Here is a 14,716-nt window from a genome sequence, read left to right on the forward strand (position 1 = left end):
GAGGCTCAGGCCTCGCCCTCCGATTCGTCTTCGTCGGCCGATGCGAGTTCGGTCGGATCGACCCAGCCCAGCATGACGCGCGCGGTCATCACCAGATGCTGCGCCTCTTCCAGGCTGACGTCAAACTTCTCAAGCACGCCTTCGTCTTTCACCCGCTGGCCGTTGACCGTGGTCCAGCCGCCAGCCAGTTCCCAGTCGGCGCAGGTCGCGAAATCTTCCAGCGTCTTGATGCCGTCCTTGGCCAGCGCCTCAAGCATCTGCGGCGTCAGCCCGTCGAAATTCGCCAGCGAATCTTCCATGCCCAGCGCACGAGCCGCTTCCAGCGCCTTGCGGTTGGCTTCTTCCAGATGATCGCGGGCGCGGGCCTGAAGCTCGGCCGCCGTCCCCTCGTCGAAGCCGTCGATCGACAGAAGCTCTTCGGTATCGACGTAGGCCACTTCCTCCAGGTTGGTGAACCCTTCGGAAACCAGAAGCTGGGCCATCATCTCGTCGATATCAAGGGTCTCCATGAAGAGATTTGTCCGCTCGGCGAATTCGGCCTGACGGCGAGCCGATTCGTCGGCCTCGGTCATGATATCGATATCAAGGCCGGTCAGCTGGCTGGCCAGACGCACGTTCTGGCCGCGGCGACCGATCGCCAGCGACAGCTGCTCGTCCGGCACCACGACTTCGATCTTGCCGGCTTCCTCGTCGATCACGACCTTGGACACCTCGGCCGGTTGCAGCGCGTTCACAAGGAACGTCGCCTGATCCTGATTCCACGGAATGATGTCGATCTTTTCGCCCTGAAGCTCGTTCACCACGGCCTGCACGCGGCTGCCGCGCATCCCGACGCAAGCGCCCACCGGATCGATCGAGTTGTCATAGGAAATCACGGCGATCTTCGCGCGGCTGCCCGGATCGCGGGCCACGGCCTTGATCTCGATGATGCCGTCATAGATTTCCGGCACTTCCATCTTGAACAGTTCGGCCATGAACTGCGGGTCGGTGCGCGACAGGAACACCTGCGGGCCACGGGCCTCGCGGCGGACGTCCTTGATATAGGCGCGGATGCGGTCGTTCGGGCGATAGCTTTCGCGGCCGATCTTCTCGTTCCGGCGCAGGATGCCTTCGCCGCGACCGATGTCCACGATCAGGTTGCCGTATTCCTCGCGCTTGACGACACCGTTGATGATGCTGCCCTTGCGGTCCTTGAACTCGTCATACTGGCGGTCACGCTCGGCCTCGCGCACCTTTTGCAGGATCACCTGCTTGGCCGATTGCGCGGCGATCCGGCCAAGGTCCACCGGGGGCACCTCGTCGATGATCTCGTCGCCGATCTGCGGATCGGCCTTGTAGCTTTTCGCCTGCTTCACCGTGATCTGGGCGTGGTGATTCTCGATCAGGTCGTCCTCGACCACGGTGCGGATGCGGGCGAAGGTGGCGCGGCCGGTCTTGCGGTCGATCTTCACCCGGATATCCAGATCCGAGCCGTAGCGCGACTTTGCCGCCCGCGCGAGGCTTTCCTCCATCGCCTGGATCACCAGGTCCGGATCGATCATCTTCTCCCGCGCGACCGCCTCGGCGGTTTGCAGCAGTTCAAGCTGGTTGGCAGAGGTGATTGCCATGGTCGTGCTCCGGGTTGACGGTCAGTGGCGGGTTTGGGGCGCTTCGGGCTCGTCGCCCTCATCACCTTCGGATTCCTGGATCTCGTCGAACTGGCTGTCGTCGAAATTGCCGCTGGCCTTCTTCTGGCGCAACATTTCGGCGATCAGATCATCCGTCAGGATCAGCTTGGCGTCGGACAGCCATTCGAACTTCAGCCCGATGGTCAAAAGCCCGTCCTTGCCGTCGTCGATGGTGATCAGAACCTCGTCGCCTTCGGTTCCGGCCAGCTCGCCCTTGAAGCGGCGGCGGCCGTCGATCAGTTCCGACGTCTCGATCCGGGCTTCATAGCCCGACCAGGTATCGAAATCCTTAAGCCGGGTCAGCGGCCGGTCGATGCCGGGGGACGAGACTTCCAGCGTGTAATTGTCCTCGATCGGGTCTTCCACGTCGAGAACGGCGGAAACGGCGGTCGAGATCGCGGCACATTCATCGACGACGATGCCCCCTTCGGGCCGGTCAGCCATGATCTGAAGCGTGCGGGTCTTGCCGCTCATCAGCCGCAGGCGGACGAGTTCGAAACCCATGCTTTCGATCACGGGGCCGACAATCTCTGCCAGCCTTTGGTCGATGGCGGTCTTTGCGACGAGGTCGGACATGGGGTTCCCCAAAAACGAAAAAACGGGCCAAGCGGCCCGTTGCGATCATCGGTGGAACCGTCGGGGTTGGAGGCCGAGGCGCCGCTATGGACGTGGCTATAGGCGCAAACCCTGTCCGATGCAAGCGCCGATTGACCTAGCGCCCGGCGGCCCAGCTCGCCGAGGCGTGAAGCCGGGTGTAGAACTCGCCCATCAGGCCGATCATCAGGCAGGCAGCGGTCACAATCAGCGGATACGTCACCGAACTGTAGTGCGGATTGTAGTTCAGGAACACGAAGCCGCGGGTCTGGTCGATGGTGTGAAACAGCGGGTTCCAGTTGAACAGCCACAACATGTAGCCCGGCAGCATGTTGGCCACGAACATCTTGCCCGACGCGATCATGTTGCCGCGCATGTAGATCGCCGACAGGATGCCCACCGCATCCGGCGCCCAGGGTTTCGCCGCCCGGAACACCATGCCGATCGCCACGCCCGAGATCCAGGACAACAGGAACATCCCCGCCGCGCCCACCGGCTGGTCCACGGTGATCGGCTCAACCACGGCATGATAGCCGTAAAGCACCACGAACAGCGTCAGAACCTGAATATACAGCGCCCCCAGCGCCGCCGAGGCGATCGCGACGATGGTGTTCATCGGCGCGTGCTTCATCATCGCCGAGGTCGGCCCGTCGGCACCGATCACCGCCCCCATCGCCTTGACATGGGTCATGTACATGAACACGCCCGACATCATGAACAGCAGGTAATTGCCGCGGATGGCGATCCGGCGCAGGTTCAGCACCTCGAACAGGGCATAGAACACCGCGATCATCACCACCGTCTGCGCAAGGTTGATCAGCAGGCCAAGAATGGCATTGCCATGGCTTTTGCGGATCGACCGGACCGAGGCGTGAAAGATCAGTTCCAGCAACGCAAAGGCGCTGCGGGCCGTGGTTTTCCGGGTCTGCGGCCGAAACATGTCCGTGGTGTCCTTGCGGGGGCGGGCTTGGGGCGATTCTGCCATGGAAACCTTGCCGTTTCCCTGCCGAGCAAGGATAAAGGCGCTTGAGCCGCCGATCAATCCATCCGAACGGAGCCTTTCATGGACCATGACGAGCTTGTCCCCCTCCTCCGTCGTCTTGCGCTTGAAGCGGGCGACCGGATCATGGAGATCTACAACGGCCCCGATTTCGAGGTGAAGGCCAAGTCCGACACCAGCCCCGTGACCGAAGCCGACGAGGCCGCGGACGCGCTGATCTCGGCCGGGCTGCGCGCGGCTTTCCCCGACATCGCGCTGATCACCGAGGAACAGGCGGCCTCGCATGCGCTGACGGCCCGGACCTTCCTGATCGTCGATCCGCTGGACGGCACCAAGGAATTCGTCCAGCGTCGCGGCGATTTCACCGTGAACATCGCCTATGTCGAAGACGGCGTGCCGGTGCGCGGCGTGGTCTATGCCCCGGCCAAGGGCCGGCTGTTCTATACCCAGCCCGATGGCAGCTCGGTCGAGGAAACCGGCGCGCTGGACAAGCAGAAACCCGGCAACCTGCGCCGGATCGGGGTCTCGCACCCCGACAATGGCGCGCTGATGGTGGTGGCATCGAAATCCCACCGCGATCAGGCGACCGACGATTACATCGCGAAATATGCCGTCAAGGACATGACCAGCGCCGGATCAAGCCTGAAGTTCTGCCTTGTGGCGACCGGCGAGGCCGACCTTTACCCCCGCCTTGGCCGCACGATGGAATGGGACACCGCAGCCGGCGATGCGGTGTTGCGCGGCGCAGGCGGGCATGTGGTGCGGTTCGACGATCACACCCCGCTGGCCTATGGCAAGGAAGGCTGGGACAACCCGTTCTTCATCGCCTACGCCCCCGGCGTGACGCTGAAGGGCTGATCCGATGTCGGTGCTGATCGCGATCCCCGCCCGCTATGCCTCGACCCGGTATCCGGGCAAGCCGCTTGTCGCGTTGCGCGATCCGGACGGCACCGAAAAGACCCTGATCCAGCGCAGCTGGGAAGCGGCAATGGCGGTGCGCGGCGCCGACCGGGTGGTGGTGGCGACCGATGACGACCGCATCCGCGCCGCCGCCGAAGCCTTTGGCGCCGAGGTGGTGATGACCTCGTCCGCCTGCCGCAACGGCACCGAACGCTGCGCCGAGGTGGCCGCACAGCTTCCCGGCTTCGATATCGTGGTGAACCTTCAGGGCGATGCGCCGCTGACCCCGCCGTGGTTCGTCGAGGATCTGGTGGCGGGCCTGCGCGCCGATCCCGCGGCCGAGGTGGCAACCCCGGTGCTGCGCTGCGACGGCCGGGCGCTGAACGGCTTTCTGGCCGACCGCCGCGCCGGCCGGGTGGGCGGCACGACGGCGGTGTTCGGCCGCTCGCGCCACGCGCTTTACTTTTCCAAGGAAGTGATCCCCTACACCGGCCAGCCCTATGGCGATGACGATCCCACGCCGGTCTTTCACCACGTCGGCGTCTATGCCTACCGACCCGACGCGCTGGCGGCCTATCCGGTCTGGCCCACCGGCCCGCTTGAGGATCTGGAAGGGCTGGAACAGTTGCGCTTCCTTGAAAACGGCCGCCCCGTCCTTTGCGTCGAGGTCGAGGCCCGCGGCCGCCAGTTCTGGGAGTTGAACAACCCCGAGGATGTGGCACGAATCGAATCCATGCTGGCCGCGATGCAGACGGCCTGAGCAACCACCCGGCCCAGCCGCAGAGCGGCGGCCCGCAGGCAGGCGGACCCGCGGCCGGAAAGTTTCCCGACTCTGCGCCGGAAGGTCAGGCTTGTCAGCGGGCCGCGCCACGCGTGCGGTCTGGCCGTGCAAGCCCTTGGTTCATTGGCGTCTGCGCCCCGGCGGGCCTGTCCTTGGCCGGCATGGCGCGCGGCGACAGGAAAAAATATCCTCTCATCCCGGGAACAAATCCCATAGGCACCTAATTGCCGACACATTGCCGCTTTAACGTGCAGTCAGTTCAATCTCCGTGTAATTTCCACGGCGCCTGCGGATCAGGGCAGGCGAGGCCAGAGTGAGAGCTATGACAACAACGAAGGTTACCAAAGCCGTGTTCCCCGTTGCCGGGTTGGGGACGCGCTTTCTGCCGGCGACCAAGTCGATCCCGAAAGAGATCATGACGCTGGTCGACCGCCCCCTGATCCAGTATGCGATCGACGAGGCCCGCGCGGCCGGCATCACCGAGTTCATCTTTGTCACATCGCGCGGGAAAAGCGCGCTGGAAGACTATTTCGACAACGCGCCCGAGCTTGAGGCCGCGCTGAAAAAACCGGGCAAGGAACATCTGCTTGAGGTGTTGGAAACCACCAACATGGAAAGCGGCGCCATCGCCTATGTGCGCCAGAACCGCCCGCTGGGCCTTGGCCATGCGGTCTGGTGCGCCCGGCGCCTGATCGGCGACGAGCCCTTCGCCGTCATGCTGCCCGATGACGTGATCGCTGCCGAAAAACCCTGCCTTCAGCAGATGGTCGAAGCCTATCAGGAAACCGGCGGCAACATGGTGGCCGCGATGGAAGTGCCGCCCGAAAAGGCCTCGTCCTATGGCGTGCTGTCGGTGGCCGAGGACATGGGCTCGATCGTCAAGGTCAACGGCATGGTGGAAAAGCCGAAGGTCAACCCGCCGTCGAACCTTGCCGTGATCGGCCGCTATATCCTGTCGCCGCGGGTGCTGAACAACCTCAACCGCAAGAAAGAGGGCGTGGGCGGCGAGATCCAGTTGACCGACGCCATCGCCGAGGAAATCGGCGGGCCGGAAAGCGTCTATGGCTTCCGCTTCCGCGGACAGCGGTATGACTGCGGATCGAAGGCGGGCTTCCTTCAGGCGACGGTGGCCTTCGGCCTTGCGCGCCCCGACCTGCGGGACGAATTCTCGGCCTATCTGCATGACATGGTGGCGCTGGAGAAGGCGGCGCAATAAGCCGTGACCCCCCGGCTGCCCCGCTGGCTGTGGCCCGAGGTTCCCCATGCGGAACCTGCGGGTGCCGCGCGCGGGGTGCCGCCCTCGGTCCGGCGGCTGGTGATCGCGGCGCGACTTCGGTGGCGCCGCCGTCTGCTTCTGCTGCGCGCCCTGCGCAAACGGTCCGAGCTTTGCGCCATCACCGACCGCACCGCCGCAATCGAACCCGGCGCGATCCTTGGCGCAGCGACCGTCCGCAACGAGGCCGACCGCCTGCCGTTCTTCCTGTCGCACATGCGCCGGCTGGGGGTGCGCCACTTTCTGATCGTGGACAATGCCAGCACCGACGGCACACGCGAGCTTCTGGCCGCGCAGCCGGATGTCTCGCTTTGGGTCACGGGGGGCAGCTATCGCCGTTCGCGGTTCGGGATGGACTGGCTGACGTGGCTTCTGGCGCGGCACGGGCATGGCCATTGGTGCCTGACGCTCGATGCCGATGAAATCTTCATCTATCCCCATTGGGAAACCCGCGATCTGGCCGCGCTGACCGACTGGCTGGATCGGCAGGGGCGGGCCTCGTTCGGGGCGCTGATGCTGGACATGTATCCCAAGGGGCGGCTGGGCGCGGCGCAGGTGGCGCCGGGCGACGACCCGCTGCGGGTGCTGGAATGGTTCGACGCCGGCAACTACGGCGTGCAGACCCAGCCGCGGATGGGCAATCTGTGGATACAGGGCGGCGTTCGGGCGCGGCGGTTCTTCGCGGACGAGCCGCGCAAGGCGCCCACGCTGAACAAGATCCCGCTGGTGCGCTGGGACCGCCGCTTTGCCTATGTCAACTCGACCCATGGCATCCTGCCGCCGCGGCTGAACCGGGTCTATGGCGAGGCCGGCGAGGATGTCACCTCGGGCGTTCTTTTGCACACCAAGTTCCTGCCCGGCGTGGTCGCCCGATCGCACGAGGAAAAGACCCGGCGCGAGCATTTCGCCAACAGCAGCCGCTATGACGATTACTACGACGCGCTGATCGCAGACCCCGAGCTGTGGTGCGAACGGTCGACCCGCTACCGCGGCTGGCGGCATCTCGAAGCGATGGGACTGATGTCGCGCGGGGGGTGGGCCTGATCCGGGTGCATGTGTTTACTTTGTGATCCCGCGCGCTTACTCTGACCGACGCCCCGAAAACGGGTCAGGCCGTGGTGCAATCAACGTTAATCCTTTCTACAGCGCCGCAGCCTAAACCGAATCGCGTCACTCTCGCTTTTTGCCGCAATCGCGGGTTTCTGGATTGGGTCTGCTAGGATCATACCGTCTCCGGCTGCGCAGGAAGCGTTGCCATGTTCGTGCCTGGCGCAAACAGCGCGAGTTGCGCGCCGTTTGCGATCGCACTGCGCGGATCGGGCGCGATGCCATCCTGGCCTTGGTTACGCTGCGCAACGAACGGGTCCGCCTGCCCTATTTCCTGCAATACTACCGTCAGATGGGCATCGATCACTTTCTGATCGTGGACAACGGTTCGGACGACGGCTCGCGCGAGTATCTGGCCGCCCAAGACGATGTGTCGCTGTGGTCCACGAACGCCAGCTATCGGCGTGCCCGCTTCGGGATGGACTGGATCACCCGGCTGCAACGCCTGCACTGTCACGGGCACTGGTGCCTGACCGTCGATGTCGATGAATTCTTCATCTATCCGTTCTGCGATACCCGGCCGATACGGGCGCTGACCGACTGGCTGGATGTCTGCGCGATCCGGTCGTTTTCCGCGATGCTGCTGGACATGTATCCCAAGGGCCCCCTTGGCGCGCAGACCTATCGCGAAGGGCAAGACCCGTTCGAGATCGCGCAATGGTTCGACAGCGGCAACTACATGATCCGCCGCAATGCCGAGGACGGAAACCTGTGGATTCAGGGCGGCCCCCGCGCACGGCTGTTCTTCCCCGACGATCCGAAACGGGCGCCGGCGCTGAACAAGATCCCGCTGGTGCGCTGGCATCGCGATTATGCCTATCTCAGTTCGACCCACATGCTGCTGCCGCGCGGGCTGAACAATGTTTTCGACGAATGGGGCGGGGAAAAAGCCTGTGGCGTGCTGCTGCACGCGAAATTTCTCGACAGTTTTGCCGTTAAGGCTGACGAAGAGATGTTGCGACGCCAGCACTATGGCAACAGCCGCGAATATCGGGCCTATCACGAAGGTCTGAGCCGCGAGCCCGACCTGTGGTGCAAGTGGAGCGAGAAATACCTGAACTGGCGTCAGCTTGAGATTCTCGGGCTGATGTCCAAGGGCAACTGGGCCTGAAGGGGGCGGCGTGGGCGTCGGCTTCATCATGTTGTGCCATACGGCCTTTGACCGGGCCGCGCAGGTGGCGCGGCACTGGGCCGAGCGCGGTTGCCCGGTGGTGATCCATGTCGATGCCCGCGTCCACCGCCACGGTTTCGCCCGGATGCAGCGCCTTGTGGCTGGCGTGCCCGGCATCCGCTTTTCCGACCGGCACCGCTGCCAGTGGGGATCGTGGGGCCTTGTCGCGGCCACGCTGTCGGCGGCCGAGGTGATGCTGCGCGACTTTCCGCAGGTCAACCATGTCTATCTGGCCTCCGGGTCCTGCCTGCCGCTGCGGCCGGTGCCGGAACTGGTGCGCTATCTGGCCGACCGGCCCCGGACCGATTTCATCGAATCGGTCACAACCGAGGATGTCGGCTGGACGGTGGGCGGGCTGGACATCGAACGGTTTACCTTGCGCTTTCCGTTCTCCTGGCGGCGCAACCGCAAACTGTTTGATGCCAGCGTCCGGCTTCAGCGCCGGCTGGGCTACAGCCGCCGCATCCCCGACGGTCTGGTGCCGCATCTGGGCAGCCAGTGGTGGTGCCTGACGCGCCAGACCTTGCAGGCGATCCTTGAAGACCCCCGCCGCGCCGAGTTCGACCGCTATTTCCGCAGCGTCTGGATCCCGGATGAAAGCTATTTCCAGACGCTGGTGCGGCTGCATTCGCATCATGTCGAAAGCCGCTCGCTGACGCTGTCGAAGTTCGATTTTCAGGGCAAGCCGCACCTGTTTTACGACGATCACCTGCAACTGCTGCGCCGGTCCGACTGTTTCGTGGCGCGCAAGATCTGGCCGCAGGCGGGCCGGCTGTATCGCAGCTTCCTGTCGGACAAGCTGGCCGAGAAATCCCCGGCCGAGCCGAACCCGGCCCGGATCGACCGGCTGTTCTCGAAGGCGACAGAGCGGCGAACCCGCGGGCGGGCGGGCCTTTACATGCAAAGCCGCTTTCCCCGCGACGACTGGGACCATGGCCGCACCGCCGCGCCCTATTCGGTCTTTGCCGGCTTTTCCGACCTGTTCGAGAATTTCGAGCCGTGGCTGGGCAAGCTGGTCGGCACCCGCGTCCACGGCCATCTGTTCGCCCCCGACCGGGCCCAATTCGCCGGCGGCGAGACGGTCTATGACGGCGCGCTGTCGGATTCCGCGGCACTGCGCGACTACAATCCGCGCAGTTTCCTGACCAACCTGATCTGGAACACCCGGGGCGAGCGTCAGTGCTTCCAGTTCGGCCCGGCCGATGTGCAGGACATCCTGCCGTTCATCGCGGCCGACCCTCATGCACAGGTCTCGGTGGTGTCGGGGGCGTGGGCGGTGCCGCTTTACCGCTCGGGCGGCGATTTCACGACCATCCGGCGCGAGGCCGCCCGGCTTCAGAAGCTGGAAACCTGGTATCTTTCCGTCCTGCGCGCGGGCTGGGCCAAGGCGCGGGTGCGGGTCTGGACCATGGCCGATTTCGTGGCCGACCCGATGGAGCCGATGCAGACCATCATCGACGAGATCACCCCCCGCGCGCTGCGCCGCCCGGCCGAGGCGCCAAGGCTGGTGGATCTGACCGGCTTTGGCCGCTTCCTGCAACAATTGCGCAATCAGGGGATGCAGCCGGTGCTGATGGGCGACTTTCCACTGGAAGACGAACCGCTTGCGCCACCCCGCCGCGCCCGGCCTGCGGGGACGAAATGACCGCCTTCGACAGTTTCGTGATGCTGGCGGGGATGCGCACCGGGTCCAACTATCTGGAATCGAACCTGAACGCTTTGGCGGGCGTGTGCTGCCACGGCGAGCTGTTCAACCCGTGGTTCATCGGCACCCGTGACCGGGCCGAGTTTCTGGGCTTTGACATGGCGCGGCGCGATGCCGATCCGCTGGCCTTTCTGGCCCATGTCCGGGCTGAGACACCGGGTCTGTGCGGCTTTCGCTATTTCCACGACCACGACCCCCGCGTGCTGGACCCGCTGCTGGCGGATCGGCGCTGCGCCAAGATCGTGCTGACGCGCAACCCGCTGGAAAGCTATGTCTCGCTTCAGATCGCGCGCGAGACCGGGCAATGGAAGCTGACCGACCCCCGGCGCCGGCGCGAGGCCACGGCCCATTTCGATCCGGCCGGGTTTCAGGCGCATCTGGACGAGGTGCAACAGTTCCAGACCCGTATCCGGCACGCGCTTCAGGTCAGCGGCCAGACCGCCTTTGCCCTCGATTACGACGATCTGCCGGATCTGGGGGTGCTGAACGGCCTTGCCGCCTTTCTTGGCGTCGAGGCCCGGCTAGAGGCGCCCGACCAGACCCTGAAGAAGCAAAACCCCGGAGAGATCGCCGCGCGCGTGGCCAACCCCGAAACGATGGCGGCGGCGCTGGCGCGGCTGGATCGCTTCGACCTGTCGCACAGCCCCAGTTTCGAGCCGCGCCGCGGCGCCGGCGTGCCGGGGTTCATCGCGGCGCGGGGCCTGCTGTACATGCCGGTGCGTGGCGGGCCGGAACAGGCGGTGCGCGACTGGCTGGCCGCTCTGGGCCCGGTTCAGGCCGATTTCACCCGCAAGGACTTGCGCCAATGGCTTCGCGCGCATCCCGGTCACCGCAGCTTTACCGTCCTGCGCCACCCGCTGGCCCGTGCCCATGCGGTGTTTCGCGACCATCTGCTGACCGGCGGCCTGCCCGACCTGCGGCTGGCGCTGAAACGGATCGCCCGTCTTGACCTGCCACCGCCCGAGACGACAGACCCCCGTGCCTTCCGCGCGGCCTTTCTGGGCTTTCTGCAATTCCTGAAGCCGGTTCTGGCAGGGCAGACGGCGGTGCGCGTCGGCCCGCATCTGGCCTCGCAACTGGCGGTGCTTCAGGGGATGGCGCAGCTTCGCCTGCCCGATCTGGTGATCCGCGAGGAAAGAATGGCCGAGGGGCTGGCCTTCCTTGCCCGCGATGCCGGACTGATCCCGCCGGCGATGCCTGCGGACACAGGTCCGCATCCCTTGGCCGATCTGTGGGACGCCGAGCTGGAACAGGCGGCACAGGACGCCTATCCCCGCGATTACGAAGCCTTTGGCTTCGGGCCGTGGCGGCGCGCCTAGTCCGCCACGCCGCCGGTCAGGCCGCCTGCGGCGCCCGCGCTTCGGTCAGGATCGCATGCAGCTTGGCCGGATCGCTGTTCGCGCGCAGCTTGGTGCAGACCTGCGCATCGCGCATGGTGCGTGACACCAGCGCCAGCGCCTTCAGATGGTCCACCCCGGAATCCTTCGGCGCGAACAGGGCAAAGACCAGATCGACCGGCTGGCGGTCGACGCTGTCATAATCCAGCGGTTTTTCAAGGCGCAGGAAGACCCCGACAATCCGGTCGAGGTCTTCCAGCCGCGCATGGGGCAGGGCAATGCCGTGGCCGACCCCGGTGGGGCCAAGGCTTTCGCGCTCCTGCAAGCCATCAATGGCCACAGAGACGTTCAGGCCGTAAGCCGCGGACGCAAGCTCACCCAGTTCCTGAAGCAGGCGCTTCTTGCTTGTCACCTGACTCAGAACCCGGACGGCGCCCGGCATCAGCAGTTTGGATAGTTCCATGTGCGGTCGCTTGTCCTGCGCCCCAAGGCGTGCGCTATTTGCTGTTGCGCGGGTCGATCCAGCCGATATTTCCGTCATCCCGACGGTATACGACGTTCACCCCGCCATGACCTTCATTGCGGAAGACAAGCATGTTCTGGCCCGCCAGTTCCAACTGCATGACAGCTTCGCCCACGGTGATAGAGGGCACCTTGGCCTCCATCTCGGCGATCACCATCGGCTGAAGGGTGTCGGCCTCTCCATCCTCGACCTCCTCGGATGCGGCGAGGATATAGGAGGAACCCGGGCCGAATTCAACCGGCGCCGTGCGGTCGCGGTGGTGGTCGCGCAGCCGCCGCTTGTAGCGACGAAGCTGCTTGTCCATCTTCTCGCGGCAGCTTTCGAAGGCGGCGTAGATTTCGGTCGCGCGGCCGGTCGCCTGCGCCGTCAGGCCGGTCGAAAGATGAATGGTCGCTTCGCAGACATGTTCATGCGCAACGCGCGAAAAGACGATCGTGGCTTCGGTCGGGCGCTGGGCATACTTCTCGATCACCTCGCCAAGCTCGGACTTGACGTGGGTCTGAAGCGCCTCACCGATGTCGATCTGTTTCCCGCTGATCTGGTATCGCATGATTCCTCCTATGCGCTCGGCATGGCCAGCCCGCCCCATCCCGGGGTGCCCGCCGACGGTTATTGCGAATGCGCACAAACGTCTGACCTTCACCGGGCCGGGCGGGTTCGCTGGGCCTTTGAGGGTCGAAAACGAGGGCGGGTTCTGCACGCATCCAGAGCATTTGGCTGCTTTTGAATTGCGGTTGTCAACAGCAAGCTCGCACCTCCCGCCTAGGGATGCCCGGTCACGAGATGCGGAAGTTCTGACCCAGATAGACCCGGCGCACCATCTCGTCGCGAATGACTTCCTCGGTCGTGCCGCTCATCAGCACGGTGCCATCGTGCAGGATGTAGGCCCTGTCCACGATTTCCAGCGTTTCCCGCACATTGTGATCGGTGATCAGAACGCCGATTCCGCGGCTTTTCAGGTCGTGGACCAAGTGGCGGATTTCGGCCACCGCGATCGGATCGACACCGGCAAACGGCTCATCCAGCAAAAGATAGCGCGGGTCTGCGGCAAGACAGCGCGCAATCTCGACCCGGCGCCGCTCGCCGCCCGAAAGGGCCAGCGCAGGCGCCCGGCGCAGGTGGGCGATCGAGAATTCGCCCAGCAGTTCCTCCAGACGCTCGCGCCGGGTATGGGGATCGCTTTGGGTGATTTCCAGCACGGCCAGAATGTTGTCCTCGACCGAGAGGCCGCGGAAGATCGACACCTCTTGCGGCAGATAGCCGATGCCCAGCCGCGCCCGGCGATACATCGGCAGCGCGGTCACGTCGCGGCCCTCGATCAACACCTGACCGCCTTCGGGCGACACAAGCCCGGCGATGGCATAAAAACAGGTGGTCTTGCCCGAGCCGTTGGGGCCCAGAAGCGCCACCACCTCGCCGCGGTCAAGATGCATGGTCACGTCGCGGATCACCGGCCGGCGGCGATAGCTTTTGCGCAGGCCCACGACCTGAAGGCCCGCACCGCCGCGGGTAACGACGAAATCGGGGGTCACGTTCATTGACCCGAGCCTGGCTTGTAGACGGTCTGAACCCGGCCCTCCATCCGGCCGGTGCCGCTGTCGATGTCGAACACGAGCCGCTGGCCGGCGATGGTGTTTGCCCCCTGCGTCAGCAGGACGTCGGTGGTCATCACGATTTCGCCGGTGCTGACGGTATAGGTCGCCTCGCGCGATTCGGCGGCCTCGGCCCCGTTTGCAAGGGTCACGCCGCCGGTGGCGTGGATCCGTTCGATCCCGGTGCCTCCGGCCACCTGATCCACCCGCATCTGCGGCGCGGCCATCCGCATCGGCCCCTGCTTCACCCGGACATTGCCGGTGAAGATCGCGAATCCTTCGGCCTGATTGACCTCAAGCTTGTCGCTTTCGATCTCGACCGGGGCGGAACTGTCGCCTTTCAGGCCGGCAAAGGCCACATCGGTGCCCTGCGCCGACGCCGCCAACGGCAGCCAGATCGCGGCCGCCACGGCCAGACATGTCCTTGTCACGCGGTTCGACATCGGGTCCATCATTGCTTCGGATCGTAAATCAGCTTCACGTTGCCGCCAAAGCCCAGCAGATAGGTTCCGGGCTTGTCGGGGCTTTCGGTCAGGCGCATCGAGCCGGCCTCAATCTGGCCCAGCGGGCCGGTCGCGGCAAGCGCGGTGTCGCTTTTCACGTCGGTCTGATCCAGCGAGGCCGTCATCGCGTCCGAGGTGATATGATAGCCGCTGGTGGTGTCGATGACCACGCCGCCGCCCAGATGCAGCAGGCGCGCCGCATCGTCCAGCCGCCCGGTCGCCGCCACCAGATCGGCCGCGCTGCCATCGGGCGTCTCAAGCCGGGCGCGCAGGCCCGTGGCACTGGGCGCGCTGTCCCCGCCCTGTCCGGGGCGGGCCTCGGCCGCGGTCACGGTCAGCGCGGCGCCATCGTCGGTCAGACCGGCCCATGTGGGCGCGGTCATCCGCGGCTCTCGTGCCCGGTCCTCGACATCGACGCCGGCCAGCGGGATCGCATCCGACGGATCGATGGTGCGCGACACCAGAAACAGCGTCGACAGCACCACCAGCGCCGCCAGCGGCAGGATCACCTTCAGCCAGGCCACAAGGCGCGAGTGAAGGTTGTCGTGCCGCGCGGCCATGGC

At 65.2% G+C, this 14,716-nt stretch carries 15 protein-coding genes; 7 read left to right on the plus strand and 8 right to left on the minus strand.

The window, feature by feature from the left end; all coding sequences use genetic code 11:
* Window positions 1-5 precede the first annotated feature (5 nt).
* From nusA to CRO07_RS12520, 3 genes are all read right to left on the minus strand, one after another.
* Window positions 6-1,607, minus strand: coding sequence for a transcription termination factor NusA (gene nusA, locus CRO07_RS12510; protein ID WP_097031028.1), 1,602 nt, complete (start codon window positions 1,605-1,607; stop codon window positions 6-8).
* 21 nt (window positions 1,608-1,628) lie between these two features.
* Window positions 1,629-2,243 carry a ribosome maturation factor RimP gene (rimP, locus tag CRO07_RS12515; protein ID WP_097031029.1) on the minus strand — a complete coding sequence of 205 codons (615 nt, stop codon included), beginning with the start codon at window positions 2,241-2,243 and terminating at the stop codon, window positions 1,629-1,631.
* A 136-nt stretch (window positions 2,244-2,379) separates the two neighbouring features.
* Window positions 2,380-3,201: an ABC transporter permease gene (locus CRO07_RS12520; RefSeq protein ID WP_097031102.1), complete on the minus strand. Its 822-nt coding sequence runs from the start codon at window positions 3,199-3,201 to the stop codon at window positions 2,380-2,382.
* 123 nt (window positions 3,202-3,324) lie between these two features.
* Between CRO07_RS12520 and cysQ the strand changes: the two genes are divergently transcribed.
* The 7 genes from cysQ to CRO07_RS12555 all read left to right on the plus strand — a co-directional run bounded on the left by cysQ (window position 3,325) and on the right by CRO07_RS12555 (window position 11,517).
* Window positions 3,325-4,119 (plus strand): 3'(2'),5'-bisphosphate nucleotidase CysQ, encoded by a 795-nt coding sequence (gene cysQ / locus CRO07_RS12525; protein ID WP_097031030.1) that lies wholly within the window; start codon window positions 3,325-3,327, stop codon window positions 4,117-4,119.
* A gap of 4 nt (window positions 4,120-4,123) precedes the next feature.
* Complete coding sequence (locus CRO07_RS12530; RefSeq protein WP_097031031.1) at window positions 4,124-4,921, plus strand: 3-deoxy-manno-octulosonate cytidylyltransferase; 798 nt, start codon at window positions 4,124-4,126, stop codon at window positions 4,919-4,921.
* Window positions 4,922-5,264: 343 nt separating this feature from the next.
* Complete coding sequence (locus CRO07_RS12535; protein WP_097031032.1) at window positions 5,265-6,158, plus strand: UTP--glucose-1-phosphate uridylyltransferase; 894 nt, start codon at window positions 5,265-5,267, stop codon at window positions 6,156-6,158.
* Window positions 6,159-6,233: 75 nt separating this feature from the next.
* Window positions 6,234-7,259: a glycosyltransferase family 2 protein gene (locus CRO07_RS12540; protein ID WP_097031103.1), complete on the plus strand. Its 1,026-nt coding sequence runs from the start codon at window positions 6,234-6,236 to the stop codon at window positions 7,257-7,259.
* A 163-nt stretch (window positions 7,260-7,422) separates the two neighbouring features.
* Window positions 7,423-8,433 carry a glycosyltransferase family 2 protein gene (locus CRO07_RS12545; protein WP_097031033.1) on the plus strand — a complete coding sequence of 337 codons (1,011 nt, stop codon included), beginning with the start codon at window positions 7,423-7,425 and terminating at the stop codon, window positions 8,431-8,433.
* Window positions 8,434-8,443: 10 nt separating this feature from the next.
* On the plus strand, window positions 8,444-10,138 hold the full coding sequence (locus tag CRO07_RS12550; protein WP_097031034.1) for a DUF5927 domain-containing protein: 1,695 nt from the start codon (window positions 8,444-8,446) through the stop codon (window positions 10,136-10,138).
* Window positions 10,135-11,517: a nodulation protein NodH gene (locus tag CRO07_RS12555; protein WP_097031035.1), complete on the plus strand. Its 1,383-nt coding sequence runs from the start codon at window positions 10,135-10,137 to the stop codon at window positions 11,515-11,517. Before CRO07_RS12550 ends, CRO07_RS12555 begins: the two co-directional genes overlap by 4 nt.
* 16 nt (window positions 11,518-11,533) lie before the next feature.
* Here the strand turns inward: CRO07_RS12555 and CRO07_RS12560 are convergent, their stop codons facing one another.
* The 5 genes from CRO07_RS12560 to lptC all read right to left on the minus strand — a co-directional run bounded on the left by CRO07_RS12560 (window position 11,534) and on the right by lptC (window position 14,713).
* Window positions 11,534-11,998 carry a PTS sugar transporter subunit IIA gene (locus tag CRO07_RS12560; RefSeq protein WP_097031036.1) on the minus strand — a complete coding sequence of 155 codons (465 nt, stop codon included), beginning with the start codon at window positions 11,996-11,998 and terminating at the stop codon, window positions 11,534-11,536.
* A gap of 34 nt (window positions 11,999-12,032) precedes the next feature.
* A complete protein-coding gene (hpf, locus tag CRO07_RS12565; RefSeq protein ID WP_097031037.1) occupies window positions 12,033-12,608 on the minus strand; it encodes a ribosome hibernation-promoting factor, HPF/YfiA family in 576 nt (191 codons plus the stop codon).
* A 226-nt stretch (window positions 12,609-12,834) separates the two neighbouring features.
* Window positions 12,835-13,596 (minus strand): LPS export ABC transporter ATP-binding protein, encoded by a 762-nt coding sequence (gene lptB / locus CRO07_RS12570; protein WP_097031038.1) that lies wholly within the window; start codon window positions 13,594-13,596, stop codon window positions 12,835-12,837.
* Entirely contained in the window at window positions 13,593-14,105 is a 513-nt protein-coding gene (lptA, locus tag CRO07_RS12575; protein ID WP_407919632.1) for a lipopolysaccharide transport periplasmic protein LptA, read from the minus strand. Before lptA ends, lptB begins: the two co-directional genes overlap by 4 nt.
* Window positions 14,102-14,713 (minus strand): LPS export ABC transporter periplasmic protein LptC, encoded by a 612-nt coding sequence (gene lptC, locus CRO07_RS12580; protein WP_097031040.1) that lies wholly within the window; start codon window positions 14,711-14,713, stop codon window positions 14,102-14,104. Before lptC ends, lptA begins: the two co-directional genes overlap by 4 nt.
* Window positions 14,714-14,716 lie beyond the last annotated feature (3 nt).

The sequence above is a fragment of the Cereibacter ovatus genome (assembly GCF_900207575.1).
Classification (GTDB): Bacteria; Pseudomonadota; Alphaproteobacteria; order Rhodobacterales; family Rhodobacteraceae; genus Cereibacter_A; species Cereibacter_A ovatus.